The 12,312-nt window shown below is 61.0% G+C and carries 10 protein-coding genes; 8 read left to right on the forward strand and 2 right to left on the reverse strand.

Features of this window, described 5'->3' with window-relative positions:
* The first annotated feature begins 39 nt into the window (after positions 1–39).
* From ABIE16_RS19205 to ABIE16_RS19225, 5 genes are all read left to right on the forward strand, one after another.
* Complete coding sequence (locus ABIE16_RS19205) at positions 40–1,950, forward strand: ATP-binding cassette domain-containing protein (RefSeq protein WP_090452095.1); 1,911 nt, start codon at positions 40–42, stop codon at positions 1,948–1,950.
* Entirely contained in the window at positions 1,950–2,531 is a 582-nt protein-coding gene (locus tag ABIE16_RS19210; protein WP_057712800.1) for a mechanosensitive ion channel family protein, read from the forward strand. Before ABIE16_RS19205 ends, ABIE16_RS19210 begins: the two co-directional genes overlap by 1 nt.
* A 225-nt stretch (positions 2,532–2,756) precedes the next feature.
* On the forward strand, positions 2,757–3,389 hold the full coding sequence (rhtB, locus tag ABIE16_RS19215) for a homoserine/homoserine lactone efflux protein (RefSeq protein ID WP_057712801.1): 633 nt from the start codon (positions 2,757–2,759) through the stop codon (positions 3,387–3,389).
* 160 nt (positions 3,390–3,549) lie between these two features.
* Positions 3,550–5,448 carry an FTR1 family protein gene (locus tag ABIE16_RS19220; RefSeq protein WP_429521741.1) on the forward strand — a complete coding sequence of 633 codons (1,899 nt, stop codon included), beginning with the start codon at positions 3,550–3,552 and terminating at the stop codon, positions 5,446–5,448.
* 46 nt (positions 5,449–5,494) lie between these two features.
* Positions 5,495–5,950: a YaiI/YqxD family protein gene (locus ABIE16_RS19225; RefSeq protein WP_090452091.1), complete on the forward strand. Its 456-nt coding sequence runs from the start codon at positions 5,495–5,497 to the stop codon at positions 5,948–5,950.
* A gap of 119 nt (positions 5,951–6,069) precedes the next feature.
* Here the strand turns inward: ABIE16_RS19225 and elbB are convergent, their stop codons facing one another.
* Positions 6,070–6,738, reverse strand: a complete 669-nt coding sequence (gene elbB, locus ABIE16_RS19230; protein WP_057712804.1) for an isoprenoid biosynthesis glyoxalase ElbB — start codon at positions 6,736–6,738, stop codon at positions 6,070–6,072.
* Between the two features lie 115 nt (positions 6,739–6,853).
* On the opposite strand from elbB, the gene ABIE16_RS19235 reads away from it, so the two are divergent.
* Positions 6,854–8,086, forward strand: coding sequence for a sterol desaturase family protein (locus tag ABIE16_RS19235; protein ID WP_429521742.1), 1,233 nt, complete (start codon positions 6,854–6,856; stop codon positions 8,084–8,086).
* Here ABIE16_RS19235 and ABIE16_RS19240 read toward each other — a convergent pair.
* Positions 8,070–8,702, reverse strand: coding sequence for a DedA family protein (locus ABIE16_RS19240; RefSeq protein ID WP_057712806.1), 633 nt, complete (start codon positions 8,700–8,702; stop codon positions 8,070–8,072). The genes ABIE16_RS19235 and ABIE16_RS19240 overlap by 17 nt on opposite strands.
* 206 nt (positions 8,703–8,908) lie before the next feature.
* On the opposite strand from ABIE16_RS19240, the gene hemB reads away from it, so the two are divergent.
* Both hemB and ppk1 read left to right on the forward strand, forming a co-directional pair.
* Positions 8,909–9,922, forward strand: a complete 1,014-nt coding sequence (gene hemB / locus ABIE16_RS19245) for a porphobilinogen synthase (protein WP_102669342.1) — start codon at positions 8,909–8,911, stop codon at positions 9,920–9,922.
* Between the two features lie 18 nt (positions 9,923–9,940).
* Entirely contained in the window at positions 9,941–12,169 is a 2,229-nt protein-coding gene (gene ppk1, locus ABIE16_RS19250; RefSeq protein ID WP_150813728.1) for a polyphosphate kinase 1, read from the forward strand.
* The last annotated feature ends 143 nt before the right edge of the window (positions 12,170–12,312 follow it).

Raw genomic sequence — 12,312 nt, forward strand, 5'->3', positions numbered from 1 at the left:
CGCCAGTTGCGAGCGAAGCTGGTAGACTCCGCCGCCATTATGATTCGACTTCAGAACCTGACTTTACAGCGTGGCCCGCAACGTCTGCTAGAAGACGCCGAGCTGACCCTGCACGCCGGCCAGAAAGCCGGCCTCATCGGTGCCAACGGCGCTGGCAAATCGAGCCTGTTCGCCTTGCTTCGGGGTGAGCTGCACCCGGACTCGGGTGATTGCTTCCTGCCGGCCGACTGGCGTATCGCCCACATGCGCCAGGAGGTCGACACCCTCGAACGCCTGGCGGTCGACTACGTGCTCGATGGCGACCTGCGCCTGCGCCAGGTGCAACGCGACCTGGCGGCAGCCGAAGCGGCCCATGACGGTGCCGCTCAGGCCCGACTGCACTCGGAACTCGACAGCGCCGACGGTTACACCGCCGATGCCCGGGCGCGCAAGCTGCTGGCCGGGCTTGGATTCACCAACGAGCAGATGGATCGCCAGGTCGGGGATTTCTCCGGTGGCTGGCGGATGCGCCTGAACCTGGCGCAGGCCTTGATGTGCCCATCGGACCTGCTGCTGCTCGACGAACCGACCAACCACCTGGACCTCGACGCCATCATCTGGCTCGAAGAGTGGCTCAAGAGTTATCCCGGCACCTTGATGCTGATTTCCCACGACCGGGACTTCCTCGATGCCGTGGTCGACCACGTGGCCCACGTCGATCAGCGCAAGATCACCCTGTACCGCGGTGGCTACAGCGCTTTCGAGCGTGCCCGTGCCGAACGCCTGGCCCAGCAACAGCAGGCGTACGAGAAGCAGCAGGTGCAACGTGCACACATGGAAAGCTACATCGCCCGCTTCAAGGCCCAGGCAACCAAGGCCCGCCAGGCCCAGAGCCGGATCAAGGCACTGGAGCGGATGGAAGAGCTGACCGCTGCCCACGTCGACTCGCCATTCGACTTTGTCTTCCGTGAATCGCAGAAGATTTCCAGCCCGCTGATCGACCTGTCCGATGCCCGCCTGGGTTACGGCGACAAGGCCGTGCTGGAGAAGGTCAAGCTGCAACTGACCCCGGGTGCGCGAATCGGTCTGCTCGGCCCGAATGGCGCCGGTAAATCGACCCTGATCAAGAACCTTGCCGGTGAACTCTCGCCATTGGCCGGCCGCTTGACCCGTGGCGAGAACACCGTTGTCGGTTACTTCGCCCAGCATCAGCTGGATTCGCTGGACTCCAAGGCCAGCCCGTTGCTGCACCTGCAACGCCTGGCACCGACCGAGCGTGAGCAGACCCTGCGCGACTTCCTCGGCGGGTTCGACTTCCGTGGTGCGCGAATCGACGAGCCGGTACTGAATTTCTCCGGTGGCGAAAAGGCGCGCCTGGCGTTGGCCTTGATCGCCTGGGACCGACCGAACCTGTTGCTGCTCGACGAACCGACCAACCACCTGGACCTGGAAATGCGTCTGGCGCTGACCATGGCCCTGCAGGAATTCAGTGGTGCGGTATTGGTGGTCTCTCACGATCGCCACTTGCTCAAAAGCACCACCGACAATTTCTATCTGGTGGCGGACGGCAAGGTCGAGGAATTCGACGGCGACCTGGAGGACTACACCCGCTGGCTGGTGGAGTATCGCCAGCGCAACGCCCCGGTCAGCAACACGCCGGTCAACCCGGACAAGACCGACAAGAAAGCCCAGCGTCAGGCCGCTGCTGCGTTGCGTCAGCAACTGGCGCCGCACAAACGCGAAGCTGACAAGCTTGAAGCCGAACTCGGCAAGCTCCACGAAAAGCTGGCGAAGATCGACGCCAGCCTCGGCGACAGCGACATCTACGAGCCGGCGCGCAAGAACGAATTGCGGGATCTGCTGGCCGAACAGGCCAAGCTGAAGGTGCGTGAGGCGGAGCTGGAAGAAGCCTGGATGGAAGCCCTGGAGTTGCTGGAAAACATGCAGGCGGAGCTGGAGGAGCTGTCCTGATGGACGCCTTCAAGCTGCCGCTGCCGGCGGTGTGGGTCGAGCCGATCTGGCTCGGCGTGCAAATCCTGCTGATCCTGCTGGCCGGATACATCGCCCAGCGTTTCGTCGCCAAATGCCTGACCCGTCTCGGCGAGCGCTACCCGTTTCCGCCGCAGTTGCTGATGCCGCTGCGCGGTGGCCTGCGCTGGCTCATCATGGGCAGTGCATTGATTTTCGTGCTGGAGCGCCTCGGTGTTTCGGCCACGGTGCTCTGGACCGCGTTGTCCGGATTCGTCGCAGTCGCGGCGGTGGCGTTTTTCGCCATGTGGAGCGTGCTCTCGAACCTGCTGTGCGCGATCCTGATCTTTACCGTCGGCCCGTTTCGCATAGGTGACGTGGTCGAGTTGGTGGACACCACCGACAAGCCCGGCGTCAAAGGCCGGGTAGTGGCGATCAATCTTCTTTACACCACGCTGATCGAGGCCGAAGAAGTCGGCACTGGCAGCGCCATGGTGCAGGTGCCCAACAGTTTGTTCTTCCAGCGTTCGGTACGGCGCTGGCGCGGGACGGATGTGTTTCCTTCCAGCGGGTTTGAAAAGTAAGTTTTTTGTCGCCTGACATATCGCCATCGCGAGCAAGCTCGCTCCCACAGTCGATCTTCAGTGAGCACAAATCTTGTGAGCACCAGAGACTTCTCTGTGGGAGCGAGCTTGCTCGCGATGGGGGCCTCAAGTCAGCAGTCGTCATGTCCTACAAAAAATCGGTAGTCATCCAATCAAAGCCGCATTAGCTTAGACATCTGTCACGAGTCTGAGTCGAGGTGTGCAATGGAGCTTCAAACATGGCTGGCGTTTTTTGCCGCCTGCTGGGTGATCAGCCTGTCCCCCGGTGCCGGCGCCATTGCGTCGATGTCCAGCGGCTTGCAATACGGTTTCTGGCGCGGCTACTGGAACGCCCTGGGCCTGCAACTGGGCCTGGCTTTGCAGATCGCCATCGTCGGCGCCGGTGTCGGCGCCATTCTCACGGCGTCGGCCACGGCCTTCTACGCCATCAAATGGTTTGGCGTGGCGTATCTGGTTTACCTCGCGATCAAGCAATGGCGTGCGCTGCCCAGCGATATGAGCGATGACGCGGCGCTGCGCCAGATCGGCAAGCCGATGGCCTTGGTGTTCCGTGGTTTTCTGGTGAACATCAGCAACCCCAAGGCGCTGGTGTTCATGCTGGCGGTGTTGCCGCAGTTCATCGACCCCCATGCGCCACTGCTGATTCAGTATCTGATAATCGGTGTGACCATGGTTTGCGTCGACCTGATCGTCATGGCCGGCTACACCGGTCTGGCGTCCAAAGTGCTGCGTCTGTTGCGCACACCGAAACAGCAAAAGCGCATGAACCGGACCTTTGCCGGGCTGTTCATCGGGGCGGCGGCGTTCATGGCGACGTTGCGCAAAGCTGCTGTGTAAAACGGCGATATAAAAAAAGGCGACCCTGGAGGTCGCCTTTTTTGTTTGGAGGAGCCGCTCTCGAAACTGATGCAATTACGAAGAGATATCAACAAAGCTTGAGCGAAACCCGTCTGGCGTTAACAATATGTAACTTCGTATTTCCAATTGAGATTCATTCATGATTGCCCCCTCCCGTTTCCTGGCCTGGCTGTTGCTGCCGCTGTTGGCTGCGTGCAGTTTTCAGCTACTGGCCGCTCCCGCCGAAGGTGCGCCGCAGGCGCTGCACTTGCTCGATTACATCGGCGCGGATTACCCGGACACGGTGCAGGCGGGCAGCATCACGGACCAGGCCGGATTTCGCGTGCAGCAAGACTCGGTCAAGACGCTGGGAAATCTGATTGCAGCCATGCCGGCCAAGCCGGAAAAAGCCGCTCTGGAGCAAAGCCTGGCCGCGCTGGGAAATTCCATTGACGCCCATCAGGACGGTGCCGACGTCGCGCGCCAGGCCCGGCAACTGGGTGCGAAGCTGGCCGTGGCCTATGAAGTCAGCCAGGCCCCGGTCATTACGCCGGACCCGGTGCGTGGTGCGCCGCTGTACGCTCAGCATTGCTCGGTCTGCCATGGCGATACAGGGGCCGGCGACGGCCCGGCAGGTGTCGGCATGACGCCGCCGCCATCCAATCTGCGTGATACCACACGACTGGACCGACTGAGCCTCTACGCGGTCTACAGCACCCTGGGCCTGGGGGTCGAAGAGACTGACATGCCGGCCTTTGCCGATCAACTGGATGATCGTCAGCGTTGGGACCTGGCCACCTATATCGCCAGCTTCAGTGTCGACCCGGCGACGGCCAAGGCTGAAAAGACCTACAACATCGCCGACCTCGCTCGTCAGACCCCGGCCGAAGTACAGGCTGTCGAAGGCCTGCAAGCCGCCGCGACCTTCCGTGCCCAGCGAGCGCAACCGCCGCAGGTCAAGCGTGGTCCGGCGCAACTGCTCGACTACACCGCGGCCACTTTGGACAAGAGCATCGCGGCGTATCGTGCCGGTGAGCATGATCAGGCTTATGACTTATCGGTAGCGGCGTATCTGGAAGGCTTCGAGCTGGTTGAGAGCTCGCTGGATAACATTGACGCCAACGTGCGTAAAGACACTGAAAAATCCCTGATGGCCTACCGTCAGTCGTTGCAGGACGGCTTGCCGGTGAGCGAGGTCGAGCAGCGCCTGGACGTGGCCAAGGACAAGTTGAAGGCATCGGCCGGCCTGTTGGGCAACGAGGGTTTGAGCTGGTCGCTGAGTTACATTTCCGGCCTGCTGATTCTGCTGCGCGAAGGTCTGGAAGCGATTCTGGTGCTGGCGGCGATCCTTGCTTTCCTGCGTAACACGGATCAACAGGCGGCGGTGCGCAGCGTTAACGTCGGCTGGGGCCTGGCGTTTGTGGCGGGGCTGGGCACCTGGGCGCTGGCAGCCTATGTGATTGATGTCAGCGGTTCCCAACGCGAATTGCTGGAAGGTGCGACGGCGTTGTTTGCCAGCGTCATGGTGCTGTGGCTGGGCGTGTGGATGCATGACCGTCGTCACGCCGCGGCCTGGCAGGATTACATCAAGACCAGCCTGGTGGGCGGTGGCGGGCGTTTCGGTTTTGCGACCCTGGCGTTCTTCTCGGTGTATCGCGAACTGTTCGAAGTGATCCTGTTCTACGAAACCCTGTGGTTGCAGGCAGGTCCCGCGGGGCACAACGCGGTGCTGGCCGGTGGGGCCACGGCGCTGGTGTTGCTGATCGGCCTGGCCTGGGTGATTTTGCGCGGTTCGGCGAAGTTGCCGCTGGCGTTGTTCTTCAGCATCAACGCCGGTCTTTTGTGCGCCTTGTCGGTGGTGTTTGCCGGGCATGGCGTGAAAGCGCTGCAGGAAGCCGGGATCTTCGGTACGCGGCCGGTGCCGTTCTTTGACTTTGAATGGCTGGGGATCCATGCCGATGCCTATTCGTTGAGCGCCCAGGCTGTGGCGATCATTTCGATTGTCGTGTTGTACGGTCGTAGCCGGGTGGTTGAGAGGCAGCGGGTGCAGGTTTCTTAAACGGCATTCGCTTTGCCCGCGATGCTTTTCAACAGAGGAAAATTCAATGCGTGTGTGGATCGATGCCGACGCCTGTCCTCGGGCAGCCAAGGATCTGGTGGTGAAGTTCGCTCTCAAGCGCCAGTTCGAAGTGGTGCTGGTGGCCGGGCAGCCGCAGACCAAACCGGGGCTGGCACTGGTCAAGCTGATCGTGGTGCCGAGCGGCCCGGATGCGGCCGATGACTACCTGGTGGAACACGCGGTGCCTGGTGAGCTGGTGATCTGCAGCGATGTGCCGCTGGCCGATCGTCTGGTGAAGAAGGGCGTGGCAGCGCTCGACCCACGGGGCAAGGAGTTTGATGCGCAGAACATGGGCGAGCGGCTGGCGGTTCGCAACCTGTTCACCGATTTGCGCGAACAAGGGCAAATGGGCGGAGGGCCAGCGCCGTTTGGCGACCGTGAGAAGCAGGCGTTTGCCAATGCGCTGGACCGGATTCTCACACGTTTGGCACGCAGTTCTTAAGACCAGTGGCGAACCCTGTGGGAGCGAGCTTGCTCGCGATAGCGGACTTACAGACAACATCGATGTTGAATGTGCTGGCCCCATCGCGAGCAAGCTCGCTCCCACAGTTTTGGAGGGTGTCAGGCGTCGTTTTCGTGGGTCAGTTCCAGTACCCGGTCTACCAGTTTATTGATGCCTGAAGCCGCTTCACTGATCGATTGCGCCAGCATGTAAGCCGGTGTGCTCACCAGTTTGCGTGCCTTGTCCTCGACGATGTCACTGACCGCGCAATCGGTATGGGTCGCGCCCATCTTGTTCATCGCAGCTGCCGTGTCGGTGTCGTTGCCTATGGTGCAGGTGACGCCAGGGCCGTAGATCTTTGCCGCCAGGGCAGGGGAGATGCACATCAACCCCACCGGTTTGCCGGCCTCGGCAAAGGCTTCGGTCAGTGCCAGCACATCCGGTTGAACGGTGCAGGCGGCGCCTTCGATGGCGAAGCTGGACAGGTTCTTCGCCGAGCCGAAGCCTCCGGGCACGATCAGTGCATCGAACTCATCGACGTTCGCGTCTCGGATATCCTTGATGTTGCCCCGGGCAATCCGCGCCGACTCCACCAGCACGTTGCGCGATTCGGGCATTTCTTCGCCGGTCAGGTGGTTGATCACATGCAACTGCGCGATGTCAGGTGCGAAACACTGCACCTGGGCCCCGCGCTGGTCCAGGCGCAGCAGGGTGATGACGCTCTCGTGGAGCTCGGCGCCGTCGTACACGCCACAACCGGAAAGGATCACTGCAACTTTTTTGCTCATGGGCTTTTCTCCAGATTCATGGCGTTAAATGTCCACTAATTTGTCCCGCGTTGCCATAGGGTTAATTCACGGCTGCACATAGCATCTGTCCTCAAGATTCCGATCAGGGCGCGTCATGGACTTCATTCTGTATGCGGTGCCGTTTTTCTTTGTGCTGATCGCCGCCGAGCTGTTGGCCGACCGTTGGCGCGGGGTGAGCAATTATCGGGTGGCAGACGCGATCAACAGCATCAGCACCGGCGTGCTGTCGACCACTACGGGTCTGTTGACCAAGGGGGTGGGGCTGGTGACCTACGCCTTTGCCCTCAAGCACTTGGCGTTGTTCGAGTTGTCGGCCGACAGCATCTGGACCTGGGTGTTTGCCTTTGTCTTCTACGATTTCTGCTACTACTGGCTGCATCGCATGGGTCACGAGCGCAACATCCTCTGGGCCGCCCATTCGGTGCATCACCAGAGCGAGGACTACAACCTGTCCACGGCCTTGCGCCAGACCAGTACCGGCTTCCTGCTGGGCTGGATCTTCTATCTGCCGATGGCGGTGTCCGGCGTGCCGCTGCTGGTGTTCGTCAGCGTCGCGGCGCTGAACCTGCTGTACCAGTTCTGGGTGCACACGCGGCACATTCCCAAGCTTGGCTGGTTCGAATGGTTCTTTGTCACGCCGTCCAATCATCGGGCTCACCATGCACAGAACGCTCTCTACATGGATCGCAACTACGGCGGCGTGTTCATTATTTGGGACCGTCTGTTCGGCTCGTTCCAGGAAGAAGACGACAACGAGCCGGTGATTTTCGGCGTGACCACGCCACTGGCGAGCTGGAACCCCGTGTGGGCGAACGTGCAGTTCTACGCGCAGTTGTGGGCAGATGCGCGTCGTGCCGAAAGCACCTGGGACAAGCTGCGGATCTGGTTCATGCGCACCGGCTGGCGCCCGGCGGAGGTGGCTGCCAGATACCCGATGAACAAGCCGGACCTGAGCCAGTTTCGCAAATTCGAGGTGGCGCTGGACGGGCGTCAGCAGCTCTACGTCCTCCTGCAGTTCTGCGTCTATATCGCGCTGGGCAGTTACTTGATGAATCTTGAACCGAAGCTGCCCGTCGTCGCCCTGGTGTTGGGCTGGGGAGCGGTGGCGTTCGGTCTGTTTGTGCTGGGCGTGGCTCTGGAGAATCGCCCGTGGGCGTTGAAGCTGGAGCTGCTGCGGCTGACGTCGAATCTGCCATTGGTATGGCTGGCCCCGATGGTGGGGCTGTGGCCGGCCAGCGCTGTGGGCTGGGTCGGCCTGTTCAGTTACAGTCTGTTGAGCGGTATCGGTCTCTACTGTTGCAGAAACCGCATCACTCGGCTGGCGTAGTAGGGCCTTCGGCTTTGGTTCGTTCGGCCTTCAGGGCTTGTTCGTCGGCGTAGACCTGCTTGGCCAGGCGGGCATTCTTGAAGCGCCGACGCAGCCACAGCACGAAGCCCAGGACCAGCAGCGCACCGAGCACCCAGAGTTCATACTTCTTCACACTGCCGAGCATGCCTTCGAGCACCGCGCCGAAATGGTACGCGGCGGCCGCCAGGGCTGTGGCCCAGATCGCTGCGCCAATGCCGTTGAGCAGCAGGTAACGGCCCGGCGGATAGCCCGACAGCCCGATGGCCACCGGCATGACCGTGCGCAAACCGTAGACGAAGCGGAAGCTCAATACCCAGATGTCCGGATGCTTGCGAATGTGTTCCAGCGCCCGGTCACCCATCATTTGCCAGCGGGGTTTGCGCGCCAGCAGTTTGCGGCCGTGTTTGCGTCCCAGGAAATACCACAGTTGGTCGCCGGCATAGCTGCCGAAGAAGGCCACGACCACCACCAGGTTGATGTCCATGTATCCGCGGAACGCGAGGAAGCCCGCGAGTACCAGGATGGTTTCGCCTTCGAAGAACGTGCCTAGAAAAAGGGCAAAATAGCCGAAGTCATGCAGAAATTGTTGGAGCATTGTCTGGGTGCTGGCGAAATGAACGCGCAGCCTAACCCTTCGGACACATTCAGGAAAGTGTCCAAATGTGTCTCGACGTGAACATTTCCTACAACGACAATGGAATGCGGCTACCTGTCACAGGGGTGCACACAACTGTAATACGTTCGTCATAATGGCCGCTTATAACTGTCACGCTCGCACGCCTGCGGGCTCAGGAGTCTGCCGTGAGCTTTACCCCCGCCAACCGTTTGTTCCCAGCAACCCGCCTGCGCCGCAATCGTCGTGACGACTTCTCGCGTCGTCTGGTCCGTGAAAACGTCCTGACCGTCGATGACCTGATCCTGCCGGTGTTCGTACTGGACGGTGAAAACCGTCGCGAAGCGGTGGCTTCGATGCCGGGTGTCGAACGCCTGACCATCGATTTGTTGCTGGAAGAGGCGGCCAAGTGGGTCGAACTGGGGATACCGGCGCTGGCACTGTTCCCGGTGACGCCAGCGGAACTCAAGTCCCTGGACGCCGCCGAAGCGTGGAACCCGCAAGGCATCGCCCAGCGCGCAACCCGTGCGCTGCGTGCGCAATTCCCTGAGCTGGGCGTGATCACCGACGTTGCCCTGGACCCGTTCACCACCCACGGCCAGGACGGCATTCTTGATGAAGAAGGCTACGTGCAGAACGACATCACCGTCGACGCACTGGTCAGGCAAGCCCTGTCCCACGCTGAAGCCGGCGCTCAGGTCGTGGCTCCATCGGACATGATGGACGGTCGCATCCAGGCGATCCGCGAAGCTCTCGAAGTGGCCGGTCACGTCAATGTGCGGATCATGGCCTACTCGGCCAAGTACGCCAGTGCCTATTACGGCCCGTTCCGTGATGCGGTCGGTTCGGCGCTGAATCTGGGCAAGGCCAACAAGGCCTCCTATCAGATGGACCCGGCCAACAGCAACGAAGCCCTGCACGAAGTGGCGGCGGACTTGTCAGAAGGTGCAGACATGGTCATGGTCAAGCCAGGCATGCCGTACCTGGACATCCTGTGCCGGGTAAAAGAAGAATTCAAAGTGCCGACTTTTGTTTATCAGGTCAGCGGCGAATACGCCATGCACATGGCGGCGATCCAGAATGGCTGGTTGGGCGAAGGGGTTATCCTCGAGTCCCTGACCGCTTTCAAACGTGCAGGGGCTGATGGCATCCTGACGTACTTCGCCGTTCGTGCCGCTCAATTGTTACGAGAGCAAAAATAGCCCTCCCAGGAACATTCGATGAATACCGAAGTGCTCACTGAAGTTGCCGTAAAAGACGCTCAACCTGTGGTGGAGCAAGTCGACGAGACCCCGCCGGAGCTGGAGCCAGCTCCGCCCGCGGCGGTCGTCGAAACCGCCGTGACAGCGCCGGCGCCAGCGCTGGCCATTCCCGGCCTGGATGACAGCAGCCTGTACATCCACCGCGAGCTCTCGCAACTGCAGTTCAACATCCGCGTGCTGGAGCAGGCGCTGGACGAGTCCTATCCATTGCTGGAGCGGCTGAAGTTTCTGTTGATCTTCTCCAGCAACCTGGACGAGTTCTTCGAAATTCGTGTCGCCGGCCTCAAGAAGCAGATCACCTTCGCCCGTGAACAGGCCGGCGCCGATGGTCTGCAACCGCATCAGGCCCTGGCCCGCATCAGCGAACTGGTCCATGGTCACGTCGATCGCCAGTACGCGATCCTCAACGACATCCTGTTGCCGGAACTGGAAAAGCATCAGGTCCGCTTCATCCGTCGCCGTAACTGGACGGCCAAGCTCAAGACCTGGGTCCGTCGCTATTTCCGTGACGAGATCGCGCCGATCATCACCCCGATCGGCCTCGACCCGACGCACCCGTTCCCGTTGCTGGTGAACAAGAGCCTGAACTTCATCGTCGAGCTCGAAGGCATCGACGCCTTTGGCCGCGATTCCGGTCTGGCGATCATCCCGGCGCCACGCCTGTTGCCGCGCATCATCAAGGTGCCGGAAGAAGTCGGCGGCGCCGGCGACAACTATGTCTTCCTGTCGTCGATGATCCACGCCCACGCCGATGACCTGTTCCAGGGGATGAAGGTCAAGGGCTGCTACCAGTTCCGCCTGACCCGTAACGCCGACCTGGCGCTGGACTCCGAAGACGTCGAAGACCTGGCCCGTGCCTTGCGCGGCGAACTGTTCTCCCGTCGCTATGGCGATGCGGTGCGTCTGGAAGTGGCCGACACCTGCCCGAAACACCTGTCCGACTACCTGCTCAAGCAATTCAACCTGAGCGAGACGGAGTTGTATCAGGTCAACGGTCCGGTGAACCTGACGCGGCTGTTCAGCATTACCGGCCTGGACAGCCAGCGCGAGCTGCAATATCTGCCGTTCACCCCGCAGATTCCAAAACTGCTGCAGAACAGCGAGAACATTTTCAGCGTGATCAGCAAGCAGGACATCCTGTTGCTGCACCCGTTTGAGTCGTTCACTCCGGTGGTCGACCTGCTGCGCCAGGCCGCCAAGGACCCGCACGTGCTGGCTGTGCGCCAGACCCTGTACCGCTCCGGTGCGAACTCGGAAATCGTCGATGCGCTGGTGGATGCGGCGCGTAACGGCAAAGAGGTCACCGCGGTGATCGAACTGCGCGCACGGTTCGACGAAGAGTCCAACCTGCAACTGGCCAGCCGTCTGCAAGCGGCCGGTGCGGTGGTGATCTATGGTGTGGTCGGCTTCAAGACCCACGCCAAGATGATGCTGATTTTGCGGCGCGAAGCGGGTGAAATCGTGCGTTATGCGCACCTCGGTACGGGTAACTACCACGCCGGCAACGCCCGCCTGTATACCGACTACAGCCTGCTGACCTCCGACGACGCCTTGTGCGAAGACGTCGGCAAACTGTTCAGTCAGTTGATCGGCATGGGTAAGACGCTGCGCATGAAAAAACTGCTGCATGCGCCGTTCACCCTGAAAAAGGGCATGCTCGACATGATTGCCCGCGAAACCCAGTTCGCCCTCGATGGCAAACCGGCGCACATCATTGCCAAGTTCAACTCGCTGACCGATCCGAAGATCATCCGCGCACTGTACAAGGCCAGCCAGTCGGGCGTGCGCATCGATCTGGTGGTGCGTGGCATGTGCTGCCTGCGACCGGGCATCGCCGGGGTTTCCCACAACATCCACGTGCGTTCGATCATCGGCCGCTTCCTGGAACACACCCGGGTCTTCTATTTCCTCAACGGTGGCGACGAGCAGATGTTCCTGTCCAGTGCCGACTGGATGGAGCGCAACCTCGACAAGCGCGTCGAGACTTGCTTCCCGGTGGAGGGCAAGAAGCTGATCATGCGGGTCAAGAAAGAGCTGGAGTTGTATCTGACCGATAACACCCACAGTTGGAGCCTGCAGTCGGACGGCCGTTACATCCGTAACACTCCGACCGGCAACCAGAACCCGCGCAGCGCCCAGGCGACATTGCTGGAGCGTTTGGGCAGTCCGATCCTGGCTGTTCGGTAACGACTGCAACCTGTGGGAGCGAGCTTGCTCGCGATGACGGTGTGTCAGGCAACGATGTGTTGATTGACCATCCGCCATCGCGAGCAAGCTCGCTCCCACAGGGGATAGTGGCGTTTGCAGAATCGCAGACAAAAAAAGGCCTT

Origin of the sequence: Pseudomonas sp. 2725, assembly GCF_050434585.1 — a bacterium.
GTDB lineage: Bacteria > Pseudomonadota > Gammaproteobacteria > Pseudomonadales > Pseudomonadaceae > Aquipseudomonas > Aquipseudomonas jessenii.

Excerpts from the sequence above, each read along its gene's own strand:
- ppk1 (WP_150813728.1), top strand. The coding sequence starts at position 9,941 with ATGAATACCGAAGTGCTCACTGAAGTTGCCGTAAAAGACGCTCAACCT.
- ABIE16_RS19210 (WP_057712800.1), top strand. The coding sequence starts at position 1,950 with ATGGACGCCTTCAAGCTGCCGCTGCCGGCGGTGTGGGTCGAGCCGATC.
- ABIE16_RS19220 (WP_429521741.1), top strand. The coding sequence starts at position 3,550 with ATGATTGCCCCCTCCCGTTTCCTGGCCTGGCTGTTGCTGCCGCTGTTG.
- ABIE16_RS19225 (WP_090452091.1), top strand. The coding sequence starts at position 5,495 with ATGCGTGTGTGGATCGATGCCGACGCCTGTCCTCGGGCAGCCAAGGAT.
- rhtB (WP_057712801.1), top strand. The coding sequence starts at position 2,757 with ATGGAGCTTCAAACATGGCTGGCGTTTTTTGCCGCCTGCTGGGTGATC.
- ABIE16_RS19235 (WP_429521742.1), top strand. The coding sequence starts at position 6,854 with ATGGACTTCATTCTGTATGCGGTGCCGTTTTTCTTTGTGCTGATCGCC.
- ABIE16_RS19205 (WP_090452095.1), top strand. The coding sequence starts at position 40 with ATGATTCGACTTCAGAACCTGACTTTACAGCGTGGCCCGCAACGTCTG.
- ABIE16_RS19240 (WP_057712806.1), bottom strand. The coding sequence starts at position 8,702 with ATGCTCCAACAATTTCTGCATGACTTCGGCTATTTTGCCCTTTTTCTA.
- elbB (WP_057712804.1), bottom strand. The coding sequence starts at position 6,738 with ATGAGCAAAAAAGTTGCAGTGATCCTTTCCGGTTGTGGCGTGTACGAC.